At 61.3% G+C, this 21,032-nt stretch carries 20 protein-coding genes and 1 pseudogene; 8 read left to right on the top strand and 13 right to left on the bottom strand.

The features are described 5' to 3' along the window. Nucleotides 1-156 precede the first annotated feature (156 nt). Nucleotides 157-2,106 (top strand): archaea-specific SMC-related protein, encoded by a 1,950-nt coding sequence (locus NJU76_RS18130; protein WP_254533258.1) that lies wholly within the window; start codon nucleotides 157-159, stop codon nucleotides 2,104-2,106. Between the two features lie 291 nt (nucleotides 2,107-2,397). Here the strand turns inward: NJU76_RS18130 and rdfA are convergent, their stop codons facing one another. The 3 genes from rdfA to NJU76_RS18145 all read right to left on the bottom strand — a co-directional run bounded on the left by rdfA (nucleotide 2,398) and on the right by NJU76_RS18145 (nucleotide 4,371). Continuing rightward, nucleotides 2,398-3,009 (bottom strand): rod-determining factor RdfA, encoded by a 612-nt coding sequence (gene rdfA / locus NJU76_RS18135; RefSeq protein ID WP_254533259.1) that lies wholly within the window; start codon nucleotides 3,007-3,009, stop codon nucleotides 2,398-2,400. Between the two features lie 2 nt (nucleotides 3,010-3,011). After that, on the bottom strand, nucleotides 3,012-3,455 hold the full coding sequence (locus tag NJU76_RS18140; protein ID WP_254533260.1) for an IclR family transcriptional regulator: 444 nt from the start codon (nucleotides 3,453-3,455) through the stop codon (nucleotides 3,012-3,014). A 142-nt stretch (nucleotides 3,456-3,597) separates the two neighbouring features. Beyond that, complete coding sequence (locus NJU76_RS18145; RefSeq protein ID WP_254533261.1) at nucleotides 3,598-4,371, bottom strand: IclR family transcriptional regulator; 774 nt, start codon at nucleotides 4,369-4,371, stop codon at nucleotides 3,598-3,600. 644 nt (nucleotides 4,372-5,015) lie between these two features. Between NJU76_RS18145 and NJU76_RS18150 the strand changes: the two genes are divergently transcribed. Beyond that, complete coding sequence (locus tag NJU76_RS18150; protein WP_256566960.1) at nucleotides 5,016-6,419, top strand: NAD-dependent succinate-semialdehyde dehydrogenase; 1,404 nt, start codon at nucleotides 5,016-5,018, stop codon at nucleotides 6,417-6,419. 120 nt (nucleotides 6,420-6,539) lie between these two features. Here NJU76_RS18150 and NJU76_RS18155 read toward each other — a convergent pair whose 3' ends face one another. After that, nucleotides 6,540-7,514, bottom strand: a complete 975-nt coding sequence (locus NJU76_RS18155; RefSeq protein ID WP_254533263.1) for a fumarylacetoacetate hydrolase family protein — start codon at nucleotides 7,512-7,514, stop codon at nucleotides 6,540-6,542. A gap of 171 nt (nucleotides 7,515-7,685) precedes the next feature. Between NJU76_RS18155 and NJU76_RS18160 the strand changes: the two genes are divergently transcribed. After that, nucleotides 7,686-8,924, top strand: a complete 1,239-nt coding sequence (locus tag NJU76_RS18160; RefSeq protein WP_254533264.1) for an MFS transporter — start codon at nucleotides 7,686-7,688, stop codon at nucleotides 8,922-8,924. 37 nt (nucleotides 8,925-8,961) lie between these two features. Here NJU76_RS18160 and NJU76_RS18165 read toward each other — a convergent pair. Both NJU76_RS18165 and NJU76_RS18170 read right to left on the bottom strand, forming a co-directional pair. Further along, nucleotides 8,962-10,249, bottom strand: a pseudogene (locus tag NJU76_RS18165) (IS4 family transposase). Nucleotides 10,250-10,340: 91 nt separating this feature from the next. Beyond that, nucleotides 10,341-11,066 carry an IclR family transcriptional regulator gene (locus NJU76_RS18170; RefSeq protein WP_254533265.1) on the bottom strand — a complete coding sequence of 242 codons (726 nt, stop codon included), beginning with the start codon at nucleotides 11,064-11,066 and terminating at the stop codon, nucleotides 10,341-10,343. Nucleotides 11,067-11,213: 147 nt separating this feature from the next. On the opposite strand from NJU76_RS18170, the gene NJU76_RS18175 reads away from it, so the two are divergent. Then, nucleotides 11,214-11,699, top strand: a complete 486-nt coding sequence (locus NJU76_RS18175) for a VOC family protein (protein WP_254533266.1) — start codon at nucleotides 11,214-11,216, stop codon at nucleotides 11,697-11,699. A 269-nt stretch (nucleotides 11,700-11,968) separates the two neighbouring features. Beyond that, nucleotides 11,969-13,054: a substrate-binding domain-containing protein gene (locus NJU76_RS18180; RefSeq protein ID WP_254533267.1), complete on the top strand. Its 1,086-nt coding sequence runs from the start codon at nucleotides 11,969-11,971 to the stop codon at nucleotides 13,052-13,054. Nucleotides 13,055-13,553: 499 nt separating this feature from the next. Here the strand turns inward: NJU76_RS18180 and NJU76_RS18185 are convergent, their stop codons facing one another. Genes NJU76_RS18185 through NJU76_RS18195 form a run of 3 tightly spaced genes read right to left on the bottom strand, consistent with a single transcriptional unit; the run spans nucleotide 13,554 to nucleotide 15,974 of the window. Next, nucleotides 13,554-14,363 carry an ABC transporter permease gene (locus NJU76_RS18185; protein ID WP_254533268.1) on the bottom strand — a complete coding sequence of 270 codons (810 nt, stop codon included), beginning with the start codon at nucleotides 14,361-14,363 and terminating at the stop codon, nucleotides 13,554-13,556. 1 nt (nucleotide 14,364) lies between these two features. Then, nucleotides 14,365-15,156 (bottom strand): ABC transporter ATP-binding protein, encoded by a 792-nt coding sequence (locus tag NJU76_RS18190; RefSeq protein ID WP_254533269.1) that lies wholly within the window; start codon nucleotides 15,154-15,156, stop codon nucleotides 14,365-14,367. Beyond that, complete coding sequence (locus NJU76_RS18195; protein WP_254533270.1) at nucleotides 15,153-15,974, bottom strand: ABC transporter permease; 822 nt, start codon at nucleotides 15,972-15,974, stop codon at nucleotides 15,153-15,155. The genes NJU76_RS18190 and NJU76_RS18195 overlap by 4 nt, the downstream gene beginning before the upstream one ends. Nucleotides 15,975-16,156: 182 nt before the next feature. Here NJU76_RS18195 and NJU76_RS18200 point away from each other — a divergent pair, with 182 nt between their 5' ends. Continuing rightward, nucleotides 16,157-16,858, top strand: a complete 702-nt coding sequence (locus tag NJU76_RS18200; protein ID WP_254533271.1) for a cyclase family protein — start codon at nucleotides 16,157-16,159, stop codon at nucleotides 16,856-16,858. A 20-nt stretch (nucleotides 16,859-16,878) separates the two neighbouring features. On the opposite strand, the gene NJU76_RS18205 is transcribed toward NJU76_RS18200, so the two are convergent. From NJU76_RS18205 to NJU76_RS18220, 4 genes are all read right to left on the bottom strand, one after another. Further along, nucleotides 16,879-17,313: a hypothetical protein gene (locus tag NJU76_RS18205; RefSeq protein WP_254533272.1), complete on the bottom strand. Its 435-nt coding sequence runs from the start codon at nucleotides 17,311-17,313 to the stop codon at nucleotides 16,879-16,881. Nucleotides 17,314-17,360: 47 nt separating this feature from the next. After that, the gene (locus tag NJU76_RS18210) at nucleotides 17,361-18,536 is read right to left on the bottom strand and encodes an XdhC family protein (RefSeq protein WP_254533273.1); all 1,176 of its coding nucleotides are present in this window, start codon (nucleotides 18,534-18,536) and stop codon (nucleotides 17,361-17,363) included. 5 nt (nucleotides 18,537-18,541) lie between these two features. Continuing rightward, the gene (locus NJU76_RS18215) at nucleotides 18,542-18,748 is read right to left on the bottom strand and encodes a hypothetical protein (protein WP_254533274.1); all 207 of its coding nucleotides are present in this window, start codon (nucleotides 18,746-18,748) and stop codon (nucleotides 18,542-18,544) included. Between the two features lie 134 nt (nucleotides 18,749-18,882). Continuing rightward, nucleotides 18,883-19,773: an FAD binding domain-containing protein gene (locus NJU76_RS18220; RefSeq protein WP_256566961.1), complete on the bottom strand. Its 891-nt coding sequence runs from the start codon at nucleotides 19,771-19,773 to the stop codon at nucleotides 18,883-18,885. A gap of 220 nt (nucleotides 19,774-19,993) precedes the next feature. Here NJU76_RS18220 and NJU76_RS18225 point away from each other — a divergent pair, with 220 nt between their 5' ends. Next, entirely contained in the window at nucleotides 19,994-20,449 is a 456-nt protein-coding gene (locus NJU76_RS18225) for a VOC family protein (RefSeq protein WP_254533276.1), read from the top strand. A 55-nt stretch (nucleotides 20,450-20,504) separates the two neighbouring features. Beyond that, entirely contained in the window at nucleotides 20,505-21,008 is a 504-nt protein-coding gene (locus tag NJU76_RS18230; RefSeq protein ID WP_254533277.1) for an SRPBCC family protein, read from the top strand. Nucleotides 21,009-21,032 lie beyond the last annotated feature (24 nt).

Consider the following 21,032-nt stretch of genomic DNA (forward strand, 5'->3'; position numbering starts at 1 on the left):
GCCATAATTTCAAGAGAAACTGCAATTTCAGCAGAGGGAATTTAATATCCCAATGCTTTTCCTATTGCAATTAGTGTATTTGGCTATGGTTTATATGTAATATTGCACGTACGTATTTTAGTAACCATTAAGTGAAGTGCTGTCTCATATACTATAATGAGTCAGACTGATCCGGGTCAAAAAGAGGTGATAGTCGATGTCAAGAACGTCGGTGGGATTGATAAGACACGAGTGGAATTCCAGCCAGGCGTGACCGTTCTCTCTGGGCGAAACGCGACGAATCGCACGTCGTTCCTGCGCGCACTTATGGTCGCACTCGGGACCGACGATGATATCCTGAAAGCCGACGCCGATTCCGGCCGCGTACAGCTCCAACTCCATGGCAAAACCGCGACGCGGACGCTCGAATGCAAGAACGGCCATGTTTCCACTGGCGGTGAATCCTTCTTGGATAACTCGGAGTTGGCGGACTTGTTCGCATTCTTACTCGAAGATAACGAAGCGCGGCGTGCCGTTGAACGCGGTGACGACTTCCGGGAGATCATCATGCGCCCGGTCGATACGAACGCGATAAATCACCGGATCGATCAGTTACAACAGGAGAAAAAACAGATTTCCGAAAAACTGGGCGAACTGGACGACCTTGAAGAGAAAAAGACCGCCCTCCACCAGCGCAAAACGCGTCTGTCCGCCGAGATCGAGGAGCTGAAGGCGAATCTCAAAGCGAAGCGCGAGGAGATCGAAGCCGCCGACAGGGATGTCGAGGAGACCCGTGAAGAGAAGGCCGAACTCGAGTCGAAGCTATCCGAACTACAGTCGAAGCGATCGGAACTCGACCGCGTCAAGCACCAACTCGAGACCGAGTCCAAGAGCATTGAGTCGCTGCGAGAGGAGAAAGCGGATCTGGAGGATGAACTTGCTGAACTCTCAGAGACGCCGGCCGGGGAGATCAACGAAATCGAGCAGCGAATAGAGCGGCTCCGTGGCCAGAAAGAGGTCCTCGACTCGACGATCAACGAGCTGCGGAGCATCATCAGGTTCAACGAGGACATGCTCGAGGACGGCGATACCGCGGTGTTCGACGCCGCGCCTGACGGTGACGAGGGGGGTGCAGTTACGGACAAACTCTTGGACGATTCACAAACGATGGAGTGCTGGACGTGCGGCTCGACTGTTGAGGCCGGGCAGATTGAGGAGACTCTTGAACGGCTCAAGGACGTCCGCAAACAGAAGTTCGAGAAGCTCAACGGCGTCCAGACCGAGATCGAGGAACTCCAGTCCGAGCGGAGGGCGTATGAGCAGCAACGGGACCTCCGAGCGTCGACCGAGGACCGGATCGAGGCCGTCGAGTCGGAAATCGACGAACGCCAGGAGCGCATCGAGGCGCTCCGGAACAACCGCGATGAGTTCAAGACAGAGATCGAGGGGCTCGAAGGCGAGATCGAGAGGCTCGAAGACGAGACGTACAGCGAACTCCTAGACCTCCACAAGAAGGCCAATGAGGTGGAGTTCCAGCACAAGCAGAAGCGTGCAGAGATTGAGGACATTGAAGCCGAACTCGACGAGATCGACGATCGCCTCGCCGATCGCGAGAGTCTCAAGGCCCAGCGCGAGGAACTCAAAGACGAACTCACCGATCTCCGGACCCGCGTCGATCGCATCGAACAGGAGGCCATCGAGGAGTTCAACACGCACATCGAGAACGTTCTGGACATCCTGGACTATGGGAACATAGCCCGCATCTGGATCGAACGTCGCGAGGCGACGGTTCGAGAGGAGCGCCGGAAGGTCGACAAGACGGCGTTCGACCTCCACCTAATTCGCGAGACGGAGGACGGCACGTCGTACGAAGACACTATCGGCCACCTCAGCGAGAGCGAGCGTGAGGTGACCGGTCTGGTCTTCGCGCTCGCGGGGTACCTCGTGCATGAAGTGTACGAGGACGTCCCGTTTATCCTGCTGGACTCCTTGGAAGCGATCGACTCCGACCGCATCGCGGCCCTCATCGAGTACCTCGAACAGTACGCTGACAACCTGCTCGTCGCACTGTTGCCCGAAGACGCTGCCGCACTGTCTGACGACTACCAGCACGTCACCGATCTGTAATCCGCCGCTTGAAAACGTCGCTTTTTGTCTGGCGGCTCGTTTCTAAGTCACCGATCGCAGTCGTGGGCCCGACTGCCGATTCCAACGCTGGAGTTGTAACGGAATACCACTCTGCCATTACAGAACTAGCCCAGTAATGGGATGCTCTACTCTGCCATTACAAAACTGGCCCAGTAATGGAATATCCTACTCTGCCATTACAGAACTAGCCCAGTAATGGAATATCCTACTCTGCCATTACAGAACTAGCCCAGTAATGGGGTATCGACGAAGGGTGGCCAGCCTTCGCGGTTACTGGCAGTCACAGCCGTCGTCGGAGAGGAGTTCCGGGATCGTCTTGTGCGCGCTGCAGTCCTGGCAGACCACGGTGACGTCGACGAGGACGTTGAAATCGCCGATGGTGATCGCCCTTGCGGCTGCGAGCTGGTTGACGGAGGTCCGAGTGACCGCGCTGACGCGGCTCTTGAGCCGTTGGATAGTGTCCCGGATGCGATCGGCCCGATCGGCCGATTCGGTTACTTTGCTCACGTCCCGGCCTTTCGTCAGGAAGGTGTGGACGGCCTGGTGGGTGACGAAGTCGCGTTCGAGCTGGTCGACATCAACGCCCTTGCGCTCCAGATTCCGTCGGACCGACGTGCGTTCGCCGCTGCTCACGTCGTCGTCCGTGAGGAGTTGATAGGTGTTGGCCACGAAGCCGTTGGTCGGCTGTTCGCCGGTCTCGTTCAGCGCGGCTTCGGTCACACGCTTGTTGAAGTACTCGGCCAGCCTGCGTAAGCTCTGGGACTCGCGGCCGTCGCCGAGCCAGCGCTCTTCGAGTTCTGCCGCTATCCCGTCCAGCGCGTACGAATCAATGACCTTCCCGACCTTGTACCGGCGGTCCGTGTTCGACACAGAGTCACTCATAATCAAGAGTCATCGGGAATGCTACTAAAAGCTGTCCATCGGTGTGAGCGCCTGCGCCGACAGCTGAGATCCTGGCGCTCGATGAAGGCGACGTTGAACCAAACGTCGTTGGTCTTCTCTACGAGCAGATCAGGGATTTCCTCCTCGTACAGGTCGCTTCGCATGGGCCGGGCGGGGCCGCACACGCTCAGTGACCCGTCGACCCGGCCGTGTTCGTCCTCGATCGAGGCCGTGACGGCTCGCACTCTGTCGATGTCCTCCTCGTCGTTGAATGCGATGCCGCGCTCTCGGTCCTGTATGAACCCGCGCACGCCCGATACGTCCGGCGGCTCGTCGAGCGGATTGCGCCCCCGATCGCGGCCGGCCTTGCCGATCTCGCGCTTGACACCGACACAGGTAGTAGCGTTCGGATTCAGGCCTTGTACTACGGCGTCCTGGTACCTCATTGTCGCTTTCTTCTCGGACGATGTCTAGGCGCTCTCCAAGGAGTACTCCTACATAACGGAAATCTAGCCGTCCTGGGCGTGTCCGTGTTGCAATGGCAGGTACAATGGTGGCAGGGTGTTTATGTGGGAAGAACGGCGGGCGTTACTGGTAGGAAACGTTGATCTCGAGCTCGTTGGCCGTTCCCAGCAGTAGGTCTGGGATTTCCTTGCGGAACCACTCGCCCTTCATGCGGTGGGTCGGCCCGGAGATCCCGAGTGCGCCGCAGACCTGTCCGTCGACGTCCATCACCGGGACGCTGACCGTATTCATCCGCTGGATGTATTCCTGGGTGGCGAATGCGACGTTGCGCTCACGGATCTCCGCCAGCTCATCGCGCAGGACGTCCGAGTCCGTGATGGTGTTGGCGGTGTAGCTCTCGAGGTCGTGGCGCTCGATGATCTCCATGACCCGCTCGTCGGGGAGGAAGGCCATGATCGCCTTCCCGGCCGATGTCGCGTGGATTGGAAGCCGCTTACCCAGGTGCGAGTCCGCCTGGACGGCGTGGGCGCCGGTCTCGCAGTGGACAAATACGACGTGGCCGCACTCCTCGACCAGGTACTCCGCGCGCTCATCCGTGGTTTCCGCGAGCTGGGCCACCTTCTCCTCGGCGAGTCGGTAGGCCTCCTTGCGGTTCCGGACGTAGTCGCCGATGTTGAGGAACTCCATACTCGGGTAGTAGCGGTACCCCTCCTGAATTACGTACTCGTTAGCCTCCAGGGACGTCAGGTACCGGTGGGCCGTGCTGTTGGCCATGTCGAGTTCCGAGGCGAGCTCCGATACCCGGGCCCCGTCCAGCTCTTTGAGTGTTTCCACGATGCGGAAACCTCTGCTAATCGACTTGATCACCCCGGCCGACCCCGCGTCATTCTTTCCCATTTTAACATGATAGAACGCGTGATAGTATTTAAAATTATGGAATGCGGAAACGTTTCGCTCGCGGATCGCCGCGGTTTGAGGGATGAAACTGCATCATTTGCTTAAAATCCCGGAATGTGGGAACTATCCCGAATTGGCGCGCGAATATCGTCAGCTTCCGTGCCACTATCACTCGAAATCCGTGCTATCCCGGCTCGTGCCACTCTTTTGTGCACATGGGCAGGCCACATTTCCAAAATGCGGAAACATGGGCTATCGAGCCTGCATCTTCGGACACTACGAATGTTACGTCTGATGTGTATGTGAATTCATCCTCGTTCACGCCCAGTAAACGTACTGCCTGGTGAGCTGACTCAACTAACAAGAAATCGAACGACTACTGGGATATACGTGAGTAACGGCCTGGAGAGTCACTCCCAGTTGGGATTGTGCCGTCGGTGCTGGACATCCTCTCCATAACCGGAGGAAGGGTCGGAAATACTGGCCATATAGGCGGTCTGACGGTCGTTTCCACTATACGGGAATAATTGTGTGAAGTGTTACCACGAGTGTCGCCAATCGGTGGGCGATCGGCGACGACGCCGGGAGGCCGTTCCCGATCACGGCGCGACCGAACGCCTCAAATTTATAATCAAAAACGCTACATGCTTTGGTCGTATTCGAGTTCGTGTCCACCGATGGAATCAGTCAATCCTGCAACCGCGGAGTCGATCGCCAGCTACGACGCGCTCTCTGCCGAGGAAGTCGACACCGCGATCGCCGACGCGAGCGCCGCTTACGAGGAGTGGCGCGACGTTGATCTGACGGACCGACAGCAGCTCCTTGACGACGCGGCCGATGTCCTCCGGGAGAACAAGCATCGCTACGCCGAGACGATCACCGAGGAGATGGGCAAGCCGATTTCCCAGGCGATTGCCGAGGTCGAGAAGTGCACTTGGGGCTGTGAGTTCTACGCCGAGCGCGCCAACGAGTACCTCCAGGACGAACACGTCGGCGCAGTCTCGCACGCCAAGACCTACGTCCGCTACGACTCGCTCGGGCTGGTACTGGCGGTTATGCCCTGGAACTACCCGTTCTGGCAGGCGTTCCGCTTCGCCGCGCCGAACCTCGTCGCCGGGAACGTCGGCCTGCTGAAACACGCCTCGAACGTTAGCGGCTGTGCGCTGGTCATCGAGGAGGTCTTCGAGAAGGCCGGCTTCCCCGAGAACACGTTCCAGAGCCTCCTGATTGGCTCCTCGAAGGTCGATCAGGTCATTGAGGACGACCGGGTCGCCGCGGTCACGCTCACCGGCAGCGAGTACGCCGGCAGAGCCGTCGCGGAGACAGCCGGCCGCGAGCTGAAAAAGACTGTCCTCGAACTCGGCGGGAGTGACCCGTTCGTGGTGCTCGACGATGCCGACATCGAGCGGACCTGCAAGGTCGCCGCCAAGGCGCGGAACCAGAACTCCGGGCAGTCCTGTATCGCGGCCAAGCGCTTCATCGTCCACGAGGACGTCTACGACGAGTTCGTCGACGCATTCACCGCCAAGATTGAGAGCCTCACCGTCGGCAATCCGATAGATGAGGAGACCGACATCGGCCCGCAGGCCCGCGAGGATCTCATGGAGGAGCTCCACGAGCAGGTCCAGGCCAGCGTCGACGCCGGCGCGAAGGTGCTGGCCGGCGGCGAGCCGCTCGACCGTGAGGGGTACTTCTACCCGCCGACCGTTCTGACCGACGTCCCGCAGACGTGCCCCGCCGCCGCCGAGGAGACGTTCGGGCCCGTGGCGGCCGTCATCCCCGTCAGCGACGAGGAGGAGGCCATCGAGGTGGCCAACGACAGCCCCTACGGGCTGGGCGGCTCCGTCTGGACGACGGACCTCGACCGCGGCGAGTGCCTTGCCGGGCGTATCGAGGCCGGCTGCGTCTTCGTCAACGAGCTCGTTAAGTCCGACCCGCGGCTCCCCTTTGGCGGCGTGAAGGATTCGGGCTACGGGCGCGAGCTCGGCCGGGACGGCATCCACGAGTTCGTCAACAAGAAGACCGTCTGGGTGCAGGACACCGAGTGATCACGCCTCGTCGACGACGAGCGCGACGGCGGCTGCGCCCGTCCCGTCGAACTCTGAGCGGTTCCGTATCACACACGCTCCTCGTGGCGCCCTCGAATAAAAGTTCGCGGACCAGCGCCGCTACTTGTCGACGAGCGTGTTCGAGATGGTGCCGATGCCCGCGGCGGAGAGTTCGATGGTGTCGCCGCGCTCGAGGAATTTGTCCATCTCCAGGCCACAGCCCAGGCCGACGGTCCCGCTGCCGAGGACGTCGCCAGGATGTAGATACAGGCTTTGGGACGTGTACTCAATGATCTCCGCGAAGGAGTGCTGCATCGCGCCGAGGGATCCCGAGGACCACTCCTCGCCGTTGACGCGGGCCGACAGCTGGACGTCCTCGAGTTCGATTTCGTCTGGCGTCACAAGGTAGGGGCCGAGGACGTTCGAGCCGATGAAGTCCTTCCCCTTGGCGGGCCCGAGATTAACCTCCATCTCCTCGAACTGGATGTCGCGGGCGCTGAGGTCGTTGTAGATGGTGTAGCCGGCGATGTAATCCTCAGCCTCGTCGGCGCTGATGTCCCGACCTTTCGATCCGATGACGGCGGCCAGCTCGAGCTCGTAGTCCATCTTTTCCGTGTAGGATGGCCACTCGATATCCTGGTAGGGGTGGCCGATGCAGTCCGCGTCGCCCTTGTAGTAGACGGGGAGGTCGTACCACTGTTCGGGGATGTCGTCGAAGACGTTCTGGACGTGCTCAGCCATCACCATATAGTCGCGGATGGAGTTCGGCCGCGGAATGGGGCTGAGCAGGCGGACGTTGTTGGGGTCATACCGCAGCGATCCATCGTCAAGCCCGGTGTTTGCGTTGGTCTCGTCGGCGTGCTCGAGTGCGCGGCGGGCAGCGTCCATCGCGCGGTCGCCGCGCTTGAGGAACTCAGTCATGTCCGTCGGCGCATGCGCCGCGGCCACCTCCCGGGGGCTACCTTCTCCCTCGTCGGCCAGCGCCCGCGCGTACGTGGCGGCCACGTCGACGAGCTCTTCGGTCGCCTCGGAGTAGACGCCCACTCGCCTGTCGGTACCCGTCTCCGTCGTGACGTCAAAGCTTGCGAATTTCATGTGTCGGCGGTGATTCCATCTAGCCGAGACTAGGGTAACGGTATTAAATGTTAGTGCTCGGGGCGCCAAAGCGCAATCTTCAGGGCCGTCGGCTTGAATGTCCCTAACAGTGAGCCAACGAGTCCCACCGTCGCCAGGTCGTATCGAGCCGTCCCCCGCTGGGGGTCTCCGATGACAGGGTCGACCCACCCGTCCCGTCGTCGCGCGTACCTCCTGCTGTTCGTGGGTACCGTCGGGTACGGCTGCTTCCTGTTCGTCTGGTTCTCGATCGCGGCGTTCCTGACGCCGATTACGAACCAGCTCGGCCTCTCGAACACGGCGGCCGGCTTCCTGAACGGTGCGGTCCCGCTCACGTACGTCCCGTTCGCCCTGCTGAGCGGCCTCGTCATCGACCGCGTCGGCGCCTCGCGGGCTATCGGCGTCGGCCTGCTCGTCGTCGGGATCGCCCACATCGGGCGCGGCCTCGCCACCTCCTTCCCGACGATGCTCGCGCTGACGGTGCTGCTGGGTCTCGGCGGGACGGGGCTGACCTTCGGCCTCCCCAAGCTCGTCTCGGAGCTGTTCCCGCCCGAACAATCCGGCGCGATGTCTTCGGCGTACCTCGTCGGACTGTACGCGGGCACAGCCGCCGCGTTCAGTCTCAACCGGGCGTTCCTCGGCCCGGCGCTGGGCGGCTGGCGTCCGCTGTTCGTCGCCAGCGGCCTGGTGACAGCCGCCGTCGCCCTAGTCTGGCTGGCGATGACCTACGGTTGGCGCCACGTTGCGGGCACCAACGCGGCCGAGCCGAGCGCCGACGGGGGCTCGTTCTCCCTGGAGTCGCTACTCGCCGACGCCCGGCGGGTGGGCACGCACCGCGACCTCCAGCTTTTGGTCGTCGTTGGCGTAATGTACCTGTTCGCAACCCACGGCCTCCAGGGGTGGCTGACGGTCATCCTCGAACGACGCGGTCTCGCAACGACGACGGCAGCGACCGCCACCAGCGGGCTGATCGTCGCCCAGCTGGTGGGCACGGTCGTACTGCCGCCGGTGTCGGACTACCTGGCGCGCCGCCGCGCGGTGATCGCGGCCTGCGGGGTCATGATCGCCGGTGGCACGGCCAGCGTGCTCCTGCTCGGGCAGCTGACGCTCGGTACGATCGTCGTTACACTCGGGAGCGTCGGCGTCGGCATCGGCGGTCTCGCTACACTCGTCCGCTCAGTGCCGCTGAACATAGACGGGATTGAGTCACGACACGCCGGGACGGCTGTGGGCCTCGTGTTCATGTTCGGCGAAATCGGCGGATTCACCGGTCCGTTCGTCATCGGTACACTTGAGGACCTGACCGGGTCGTTCGACCCAGGGCTCGTCCTCGTCAGCACGGCGGGGCTCGTCGTGGTTCTGGCGACGATCCCCATGCGCAGCGTCCAGTAACGCCCCTAGATCCATTGGTGTTCGGTTAAACACTGGATCACCTCGTGTAGGCTTCAGCCACTCGTTCACTAAGTAAGAGGCGTGATTTCTCTGGTTGACGAGCGTCACGAAACAGCAACTCCGGCAGGTTCGGCGGTGGATGCCCGAACGACTGGGCCAACTCTTCGAGGATGAGCTGGGCGAGAGACCTGAAGGTCCTCGCCCAGCGTTCCCGAGGGAACACCGTCTCAGGAAACAGCTCCTGAAATATACCGAGCAAGGCTCTGCTGACCACGAGCGTCAGCAGAGCCGCCACAACCAGCAGTTCCACGATTGCTGGATCGCTTGTCTGGAACTTCTCCAGCCCATACAGCGATTTTAACTCCCGGAATAGCAATTCCACTTCCCACCGCAACCCATACAGCGCCGCAACTTGCCTCGGAGTGAACTCATCGGGCAGGTTCGTAACGTACAGATGGTAGTCGTCGGTGTCCTCGTTGCGGACACCGACGACGCGAAACTCCATCGTGTCGGTTGACTGTTTCCCTGCGTACGGCCGTCGCTTGAATGTGATCTCCACAGTCACGTCTACGATCTCGCGGTGTGAGGTCGCCCAGAACGTCCTGGAGGCGACGGCCTGGCAAGGAAATGGCGCGCCCGCGCCATTTCCGCCGCTCCCCGACGATCAACGGGTTCGCGTTTGACTTCAGCCGCGTCAAAAAGAACCCGCCATTTTCCTCGATCAACGCGAACCGGCGGAAACTGTAGAACCCGAGATCGAACAGTAACAACCGGTCTCGCAGCCAGCTCCCTGTGCGGAGCTGGCTGCTCTCTTGGGTGCGTTCGTCGGTGAGCTGGAACTGTTCGAGGCTCTGAGTAGTAGCGTTATGGACGAGGTGAAGCTTCGCGCCGGACTGATCCGAGTGAGTCGCTGGAAACTCGCTAAGGAGCCGATGCAACCGGAAAACGGTTGCATCGGCGATCAGCACATCACGAAATAACTCGAACTGTGGTGCGATCGTGTGGGGAACCGCGACCTCCTCGAGAGCGTGCTCGAGGAGGTCGCTCAACAGGGCACCAAGTGCTGGTGTGAACCGGTCATAGAAACTGGAGCGAGCAACAGTCTGGTTAGTCGCTGCGGAGTAGGCCCGCTGAAATCCGGCGATCGTGCGGGCTTCGCCGTCGACGGCGAAGCCCATGATGAGCGTCCAGACGAGCATCGTGATGTCGATTGTCCGGTGGCGTTGGACGACATCGCGCTCTCGCGCGATGTCTTCGATACGTTCGGCTGGAAACAGGGAAGTCAGCCGCCGTCGTATGAGGTCCGGGGAGAGCGTATTGAACACATTCTCTCCCCACGCGGTCTACAACGATAGCTTCGTCAATCGAGCGCAGTCTCTCGGTTTCTTGTCTTAACCGAACACGGATGCCCCTAGATCAGGAGGAGGATATTTTCAGCTCGAGCTCATTGGCCGTCCCCAGCAGCAGGTTGGGGATCTCCTCCTCGAACCACTGGCCCTTCAGGCGGTGGGTCGGTCCGGAGACGCTGATCGCCCCGATGACTTCATCGCGCGGGTCGTGGGCGGGGACGCCGACGGCGCGCAGGCCGTTGATATACTCCAGGAGGTTGTAGCTTACGCCGCGTTCCCGGATGGTCTCCAGTTCCTCGAACAGCGCCTCCTCGTCGGTGATCGTATTCTCCGTGAAGGACTCAAGACTGCGCTTGTCGTAGATCTCTCGGACGCGCTCTGTGGCAAAGCCTGAAGGGAACGCCTTTCCGGCAGCCGTGGCGTGGAGCGAGTGGTACTTCCCGATGCCGGAGACGGTCTGAACGGCGTTGACGTCTGTCTCGCGGTGGACGAACATCGACCGGACGTACTCCTTAACCATGAATTCGGAGCGCTCGTCGGTTTCGGCCGCCAACTCCACGATTTTCGGCTTGGCGACCCGATAGATTTTCTTGCGTTCACGGACGTAGCAGTCGAGGCGTAAGAATCGCGTGCTGAGGTAGTACTCGTAGTCCTCTTTGACGACGTACTCCTTGTCAGCGAGCGTCGAGAGGTGGCGGTACACCGTGCTGTTTACGAAATCCAGTTCCTCGGCAGTGGTCGTTAGCCGCGCCCCGTCCAGCTCCCTGAGCGCCTCCAGGATATCGAACACCATGCCGGTCGTCTTTAACTTCCGATCGTTGCCGTTCAGACTCCGCCATCCTACAACGAACCACACAGGTAACACACTTACCCCCTCTATCGACAGGCTGTTACTCGCCCGTCCGTTTTATGTAGCTGGCCTCAGTCGTACACGACGACTATGCGAGCCACAGATTTCAACCATGTGAGTATTCACGCTGACGACCTTGAGACATCGGTTACGTTCTACGAGGAGGTCTTCGGACTTGATCGGATCCCGACCTACGACTTCCCGGTGCCTGTCCAGTACCTTCGCTGCGGTGACAAGCAGTTGCACATCTTCGAGCGGGAGACGCCGCCGCCGGAGTACCACCACTTCTCGTTCGAGGTGGACGACTTTGAGGCCGTATACCGGACGGCCGCCGAGCGCGACCTGTTCGACGACGAGCGCGCGAACACGGACGCCCACGCCTTTGAGCTGCCCGATGGCGCCGTCCAGCTGTACGTGCGCGACCCCGCAGGTAACCTCATCGAGATCAACTGGCCGGACATCTCGACGCTCTCAGAGTCAGTCCTCAACGACGTTAAGCGCCGCGAGGACCAGGTCGAACAAAGCGACGAGGGTCTCACCGCGACCATGTTCCTCAATCGCGACCCGGACGACTGAGCGCGGCGCTGGCGGTAACCGAACGTGATCGTGTTCTGATCCCGGCCAGTTTCTGGCCGTGAAATCTCCAAACGCCTTCCAGGCGGTCTGAAATTGCCGAAAATCCGGGTTCTTGTTAATCTACACAATATTACGCCTGTTCCGAAATAATTATGCGTAGTCATTTGGTATCAATGTACATGGCTGATAGCCAAACTCACCAACTAGGTCGACGAACAGTGCTGAAATCAGCGGGATCGATAGCAGGCATCGCTGCGATGGCCGGATGTATGAATACCAATAGCAACGGTGGCGATCAGAACGTCGACAAGGCCGGCAACGTCGACGACGAGGACGCTACTGAAGTGATCGCGGCCGTTCCACCGACTGGCTGGTGGGCGGTGCTGCGAAAACTGGCCTCGGACGAAGGTTATTATAAACAGGCCGCCGAGGAACTCGGCACCAAGGCGGTGTTCACGTTCAAGAACACGTGGGACGACGTCCCGACGTGGACTTCCGGTAAGGCTGACATCGCACAATTCGGTGCCCTTGAGGCGAGCCGGATCGGGCCGCGGCGCGAGATTCCGATCACCGTGTTTGGGAAGTTTGTTCCGTTAAACTTCGGGCCGATGGTCAAGACAGGGGGGAAATACGATCCCAAGAAGACCGGCGGTGTCAAACAGTCAATCGACAAAATCGTCAACGACAACGCGAAGTTCGGCATCGGCAGTTGGGGTGGTGCGGACGCGACGGCGTACGACGTTGCTATGGCTGAGAACTTCAACTACCGGTTTAAGGAGGACGGTGGTGACTTCTCCGTTGTCACTGCCGGGTACTTTACCATGGGCAAGCAGGTTGCCGACGGCAAGCTTGCCGTCGGGTCGTCCGGCGAGGGAATGGGCGCCGCGCCGCAGATGATGAACGGCGACATCAAGCCGCTGTTCTGGCTGAAGGACCTCGTCTCGAAAGCGGTCTTCGGGCAGGAAAACAAGTGGGGCTTCCCGACGATGCAGAACCTCGTCACGCGAACGGAGTTCTACGAGAACAATAAGAAGGCCATCCAGGTCTACTACCAGGCCCAGGAGAAGGCTCTGCAGAAACTCCGAAAGGATCCACTGTCGGTCATCACCCGGAGCAAGGACTACGTTGAGACGATGGGCGCCGGCAGCGAGGAGGAGGCGAAGTTCATCGTCAACTACGGCATCAACTTGGAGGGCACGGACAGCCTGCCCGCGCCCAAGCACCCGGCCATCTACGACACGACCGCAATGTCCGACCAATACGTCCAAACGCAGTCGGACTTCCTCAACAAGGTCGCCCAGAAGGGCCTCACCGAGAAGAACTGGGGGGACTACGTCCAGCACGTCCAATTCTGACCGTGCGTGTCGCGATAGCCCCGCCGCACCACGTGTAGTCACCTCGATCGGCGCTGATCACATCACTTCTTATCTTACTGCTGTCCTGACAGTGGTCGCGCTCCGCTCGCCTTCCTGTCGGTGTTTCGCCTTGAGGGAGCCACCGCACCGTCGGCGTCGGCTCCAGCGGCTCGTCCATCCTGAGCGGCCTTGTGGCGCCGCATAACGCGGCCCGCCCCGTCGAACGCTCCCAAGTGCGGAAGGCCAAGGTTGATCTCGCCGCATGCGCCATGTCACGGCTCACGGGAAAGTACGGGGGTGCATCACAGCCGACCCGGTGGCCGACAGATCGCGGAGCAGCTGTCGTCCGCGTGCCGCGCAGGCCACGGTGGGAGACTGTCAGCACTTGAAACAAGTCGTGGACTCGCGGTTGGTGGGGATTGCTTGAGAACAGCGAGCCGGCGCACGGTTGTGGCGCTGGCGACCGGTGGACACATCGAGGAAGTGAGACACCGGGAACTCAGCCGATGGTCGTGAAGTCCGCGTCCTGGCGGTACTCGAAGACCTTCCGCTGGAGCGGTTTGAAGATCCCGTACTCAATGAGCAGAATGACGATCATGAAGACGATCGCCCACGCCCAGGCGCGCTCGAACCGGATGCTCTCGTAGGACTCAATGATCTTGTAGCCAATGCCAGAGCTGGCGGCGAACATCTCCGTGATGGTCACCGCCTTCCAGGACATCGCGAGGCCGAGTCGCGAGGCCGAGAACAGCGAGGGCGCGATGTTCGGGAGGATGACCCGCTGGAGCGTCCGGAGGAAGGAGATGTCGAAGGATTTGCTCATCTCCAGAAGGTCGCCATCGATGTCCTCAACGCCCTTCCAGACGTTGACCGCGACGAAGGGGAATACGACGAGGATAGTCGCGACGATAGGCGCGAGGATGTCGTAGCCGAAGATGAGTGTCATGGCGATCCCCCACGAGATGTGCGGGATAGAGAGGCTCAACACGACGTGTGGAGTGAGGAACTTCCGCTGGTAGTCATCGATGCCCATCATGATCCCCATCGAGATGCCCAATACCATGCCGCCGAAGAAACCCCAGAACATCCGGGCGAGCGTCGCCGACAGCTGGGGCCAGACCTGCCCGGCCCTGACGAGTTCCCAGGCCAGCAACAGCGCCTCATGAGGGTACGGCATCAGCCGCATCGGGAACATCGAGGCCACGGCCGCCCAGCCGAGGAAGAACAATACGATACCAAGGCCGCGGGCGAGCCAGCCGTCGAGCCCGCTGATGGCGGGTACACGCAGTGGTTGGTCTTTGGTTGCCATGTTACTCGTCGATGCTATGGAAGGCGTCGAGGGCCTTCTGCCTGAACTTGAGGAATTCGTCGGAGTCGATGCGACGCGGGCGGTCGAGTGGCACCTCAAGGTCGGCGTAGATGCCGCCACCGCCGAGCATGAGCATTCGGTCGGACAGCTCGATGGCTTCCGTGATGTCGTGGGTGACAAAGAACACGGTTTTATTAAGATGCTGCCATATCTCCATCAGCTGCTCGCGGAGTCCCTCAGCGGTAATCTCATCTAGCGCGCTGAACGGCTCGTCCATGAGCAAAATTTCGGGGTTGATGCTCAGCGCGCGGGCGATGCCGACGCGCTGTTGCTGGCCGCCCGAGAGTTGCGTGGGGTACTTGTCGTATTGGTCGGAGAGGTCGACGAGATCGAGGTAGTCCTCGGCGAGGTCGCGGGAGAACTCGGGGTTGTCCTCGTGGACAAATTCGATGTTGCGCACGAGGGTGTTCCACGGTAGCAGCCGCGGCGACTGGAAGACGTGACCGAGCGTGGCCTCGCCGGAGCCGTCAGCGGTCTCGAAGCGGACCTGGCCCTCCGTCGGCTCGAGGACGCCGCTGATAATGTTGAGCATCGTCGACTTCCCGCTGCCAGATTTCCCGAGGAGCGTGACGAAGCTCCCCGGCTCGATCTCGACGTTGACGTCGTCGAAGACGAGCTCGTGTCCCTGCTGGGTGTTGAACTCCTTGGTAAGGTTCTCGATGTGGATTGATCCTGCGCTGCCGGTGTCGACGCCGAGGGACGCCCCGCTTACTTGCTGGTCCTGTGAACTCATGCTGCCATCACTCCGCTAATGTCTTCCCGCCAGCTAAATATTCTTTTCTCAAGCTGCTGAAGGATCCCGTACTCGACCAGAAGAACGACGAAGACGAACAGAATCGTCCACGCCATTGCCCCCGTGAAGTCGAGGCGCTCGAGATGGTCCCGGATGATGAAACCGACGCCGTTCTCGGCGGCGACGAGCTCGGCCAGGGTCACCGTCTTCCAGATGATCGCTAGTGAGTACCTGATGCCGGCGAACCACTCGGGCATGATGCTCGGGATGACGATGCGCCGGACGACGCGACGGTTGCTCACGTCGAAGGCGCTGGCCATCTGCAGGATGTCGTTGCCGATGTCGTTGACACCCTCGAAGACGTTCTGAGTGAGAAACGGAAACGCGATAACGGCGGCCGCGACCATCGGCGTCACGTCGGTGATCCCGAACCACATCGCCGCGAAGATGGCGATGAACAGTCCGGGCATCGCCAGCCCGATTGTCACGTAGTCCTGGAAGGCCATTTTGATCCAGTTGCGTATGCCCATCGCGATGCCAAGCGTCGTCCCGAAGATCACGGTGACGACCAGCCCGTACGCGGTCCGGCGTAGCGTCGGGACCATGTGTTCGAGGAAGGAGCCGCTGTTGACGATCTCCCACATCGAGCCTCCGATTAATGACGGCTTGGAAATCACGTCGACGATGTTGAAGATGTGAGCCGCGAGCGTCCATGTGAGAATGATGACGATCACGGACTCGACGAAGATCACTCGTTCGTCGTTGAATCGAATCCTGGTTAATGTGTCTAGCAAACCGTCACCTGAATGTGTGCTCATCTCTGTCAAAGAGAGTTTGCTTACCCCTTTATATTTTTCCCATGACCGATGTACCCGCTCGCTAATGAGGTGGTCACCGGGTGCGTCCGCCCGGGCCCTAGTCGGTCGGAATCGAGTGACGGCGCCTTTTCGGCGGCGTTGCTGACGATAGCTTAATATGAGCAGTGGCCGATGCTCGTGACATGACGGAGTTTGTCGACCTGAGCCAGGAGATCTATCATCAACACCCCGTGTACTTCTCGCACCCAGACACGGTCATTTGGCGGGACACATCTTTCCAGGACTCAGAGTACATCTTCAAACAGGAGGGTATCGAAGAGCCGACGTTCACCTACGAGTCTCGGACGGTCCAGATGTCCGAACACGGCCCCAGCCACGTCGACTCCATCCGCCACTTCAAGGAAGACGGCACGCCCATCGACAAGATGGACCTCTCGCAGTTCCACACGCCCGGGAAAGCGATCGACGTCTCCCACTGCGACCCCGAGGGCTACATCACCATTAACGACCTGCAGACCGGCCTCGAGGAGACGGACCAGACGGTCAACCCCGGCGACACGCTGCTGTTGTACACCGGTCACTACAACCGTACCCACCCCTCGCGCGCGTACAACGAACACCATACCGGGTTGAACGAGGCGGCCGCCCAATGGATCATCGACCAGGACGTCGCGAACTTCGGAGTCGACCAGCCGAGCCCGGACAATCCATCCAGCACCTACCCGTGTCATACCCTCTGTACCGAACACGAAGTGCCACACATGGAGAACCTCTGTAACATTGACGCCGTCGTCGGCGAGACATTCACCTTCATCGGCTTCCCACTACGGTTGCGCAACGGCACCGGCTCGCCGATCCGCGCCGTCGCGAAAGTCGAGAAGTAGGGACGGCCCGCGACCGCCGCTCAGTTCTTCGTGCCCAAGAAGACGACCGGGTAGTCCGCCGTCAGGAGGTGCCCCCAAACAGTGCCCTGCCGGCCGGCGAGCGCTTGCGCCCGCCTATGAGGAGGAAGTCGACGTTGAGGTCCTGGCCGAGTTCGACGACCTCGGTCGCCACGGAGCCGATTGGCCGGGGTGGTGAACTCGATGTCGCGCTCGCCCAGCTCGTCTCCGCGGGCCTTGATGGCGGTGTTATGCTCGGCGGCGTCCAGCTGGCGGCTCTCCTGGGAGTCAATGTCGTACATCTCCTCGACCGTCTCGGCGTCCTCCTCGGGGTAAACGTGGACGAGGTGGACCTCGATCGCGTCGCGGCCGGTAAGCGTCTCCACGATGTCCGTGTACCTCCCGATCCGTGCGTTGTCGTCGCCAGCCACCGCTACTAGTACTGATTTCGTGCTCATACGTCTCAAGGCACAGGTAGCGAAGTTAACTGTTTGAGTGATCCCGACTACGGCGACAGATCGAGACGGGCGTGGATGGGGCCCGCTCGGTCGGTGAGTCGCCCGCCCTCGCGGCCGTGGTGGGCGGCCAGCGCTTCCGCGACGACGCTCAGTGCAATGTGGATCGGCTCGCCGCTACCAATGTCGAGTCCCACGGGCGTCGCGATGCGCTCGAGTTCGGCTTCGGTGAGCTCACGGTCCTCCTCGGCAGTGAGGGCATCCCGGAGCTCGTCGAAACGCTTGCGCGGCCCCATCAGCCCGATGTACGGCACCTCGGTTTCGAGTAGCGAGGTTAGGGCCAGCCGGTCCTCCAGCAGGTTGTGCGACATCAGCACGCCGTAGGTTCGCTCGGGGTCGTCGACCGCGTCGGCGAGTTCCATCGGCCGGGTCATCCGGACCTCGTGTGCGTGCGGGAACTGCTTCGCGTCGGACCGGGCGCCCCGTGCGGAGGCGACGATCACCCGGAAGCCGACCTCGCGAGCCAGCCGCGAGACAGGGTGGATGTCGTTCTGCGATCCGAATAGCAGCAGGTCGGGCGACGGGGTCATCCAGTCGATGAACAGCGTCGCTGCCCCGTCGCCCGTCTCGACGGTGACTGACGCGGACTCCGCGTTGGGCTGCAGGTCCTCGAGCACCGATCGGACCGCAGCGACGACGTCCCCAGGCAGCGCCGCCCGATCGGCCGCCTCCTGACCGGTTCCCGCCTCGTCGACGAGCACGCGGTCGCCGACGGCTAGTGCCGTGTCGCTAGGGTCGGTCACCGTCACCGTCGCGATGGGCCGGCCGTCCGACAGCGCCGACAGCGCGGGACCCCAGCTCGCGTCCAGCGGCTCGAGCAGGATGTCGATGACGCCGTTGCAGCCCAGCCCGAGGCCCCACTCATCGTCGTCGGTAAGATCGAAGGTTTCGACCAGCGGCGCCCCGTCGTCGAGGACCTGCGCGGCCAGGCTGGTGACAGGCCCCTCGAGACAACCGGCCGTGATGGCGCCGAGGCTGTCGTTCCCAGGGTCGATGACCATCTTGGCGCCCGGTCGCCGGTAGGCCGACCCCTCCACGTCGACGATCGTCGCGACAACTGCGGGCTCATTGGCCTTGCGGTAGGCCATGAGAGCCTCGTAGAGGTCCTGGGTGGTTGCACTCCAGGGGTCGCGGTCGTTCCCGTTGGAGAGTGGTGTGTCGGTCATTGGTCTCAGCCGAATCGGACCCACTTGGTCTGGTCATTGCGTTCGCGCTTGCGGATGCGGCCATCCTCTGCCAGCTCCTGGAGATAGGGCTCAATCTCCTCCTTGGTCATACCGACCTTGCGCGCGAGGCTCGAGGTGGTGTACTCCTCGATGGTCTGCATATTGTCGAAGATCTTTCCTTTGATGATCACTGCGTCGTCTTCGTCGTTCATGTGGGGAGGATGTGCAGTATCGCTCTTAGTATTATGGGTGGCACACCGGGGCGCGGCGGCCACGTGGCTCGTCGGTCAGTGTCGCTCAAAGAAAGAGTCGTCGTGAACCGCTGATTGCCTGATCGCGGTCGCGGTTAGTCCTGGAGCGCGTCGTCGTACGCGGCCTGTAGGGTGCGCCGGGCGAAGACGCGGATCTGATCTTCCTTGTAATCGGCGTCGGCCTGCATCTCGCTGGCTGGCTCAGAGGCGTCCATCGCGGCCTCGGCCGCATCGGCCAGCGCGCTCTCCGAAAGGGCGGTCCCTTCGACGGCGTCCTCAGCGTCAGCGGTGCGCAGCGGCGTGTCGGCGGCGTTGCCGAACGACAGCCGGGCCTCCTCGACGGTTGGCTCGTCGGCGGTGGGGTTGTCGACGACGACCGCGGCGGCCGCGCTGAGCTTCGGCCAAGTATGGGGCACGCGCTTGATCTCTTGGAAGGACATGCCCGTCCGTCCCGGCGGTAGCGGGTCGGTGGGGATCGTCGCGCCGACGATCATCTCGTCTTCCGCCAGCGTGGTCATCATGTAGGCGATGTGGAAGTCTTGGACGTCCTCCTCGCGGGTGCCGTCGGGGCCTTGGAGCGTCAGCGTCGCGTCCAGCGCCATCAGCACCGTGGGGTAGTTGCCCGCCGGGTCTGCCTCGCCGAGGCTGCCGCCGAGGGTTCCCATGTTGCGGACCGAGGGACCGGCGATCTCGCCGGCCGCCTCCGCGAGCACGGGCAGCTGCCGGTCAAGCAGATCGGAATCGGCGATCGTCGCGTGTCGGGTCAGTGCGCCGATCTCGATGCCGTCGTCCGTCTCGTTGATGTACTTGAGGTCCTCGATCTCGTTGAGGTCGATGAGGTGTGCGGGCGTCGCTAGTCGGTTCGCCATCTGTACGCCGAGCGACTGATTGCCTGCCAGGAGCTCAGCGTCCTCATACTCTGCCATGAGGCTGACCGCATCCTCCGCTGATGTCGGTGAGTGGTAATTAAATGCTGCTGGTTTCATGAGTATACAAGCTCTACTGGAATTACAATACACATAAATTTTTGCCCGCTTGTGCGCGAGGCCCGATTCTGCCGCGGTTACCTCGCTATGCAGCGGTTCGGCTAGCCCGGAGTCCCGCCAGGCGAGCAGTCGCCGACGGCCACGAAGGGCCGATCGGCGTTGGGGTCGCCCACACCGAAAACTATTTTCCAGAGCCAGATAACGTTACGTGTGGACATACATGATAGGAACCGCCCATCACTACGGCATCACAGTATTGAACATGGAGGAGGTCTTACCGTTCTATCGAGACACGCTCGGCCTCGAGGTTATCTCGGAAGGGCACGTCAACGAAGGCAGCGAGGACAGCGAAAAGTTCGAGAAGTTCGTGGGCGTTGACGGTGCCGTTGACGTCGAGGTCGTTTTCCTGGACGCCGGCGGCTGCCAGGTCGAGCTCCTGCAGTACAACAGCCCGGACGGCACCGACGCTCACGGGGCATCGAACAACGACGCCGGTGCCTCTCACTTCTGTCTCGAAGTTGAGGACATCGACGCGTTCTACGACGAGCTCACCGACAAAGGCGTCGAGTTCATCTACGAGCCCGTCACCCTTTCGAAGGGGGTCCGGGTCGCATACATGTATGACCCCGAAGGCAACATCGTAGAGCTATCCGACCGGTCTCGAATGAACGAATGATGCCCACAGCATCGCCCTGCGAATACCCTTGACCTGACCCTAACACACCGAATCTATGACAATGGAATTCGACGGTGAGTTCGAATCTGACCGTCCGCCAGAAGAACTGTGGGACTACTTTACAGACACCGGCCACCTCTCGGACTGCGCGCCGGGGCTCGATGAGATGAACATGCTGAGCGAGTCCGAGTTTGAGGCCACGATCACCGTTGGCGTCGGCAGCGTCAAGCCTACGTTTAGCGTCGACGGTGTTGTCGTCGAGGCCGACAAGCATGAGAAGCTCGTCATGTCCATGGAGGGCAGCGCCGGCCGGAAGGGCGCGTTCAACGCCGTCGGGACGATGACGATGCACGAGACCGACGATGGCACCTGCCTAGAGTGGGTCGCCGTGGCCAACGTCTCGGGACTGATCTCTTCGCTTGGCCAGCGCGCACTCGGCAGCGTCACGAAGCGCCTCGTCGGGCAGTTTTTCGACGACATGGAGGAGAAGATCAACAGCGGTGTCCCCGCCGAGTCGAAGCTGGCGGCGGCCGAGGACGCGGAAGCGACCGTCAAGTAATTTCCTGGATTCCCTGAACATCGG

Origin of the sequence: Natrinema gelatinilyticum (assembly GCF_024266705.1) — an archaeon.
Classification (GTDB): Archaea; Halobacteriota; Halobacteria; order Halobacteriales; family Natrialbaceae; genus Natrinema; species Natrinema gelatinilyticum.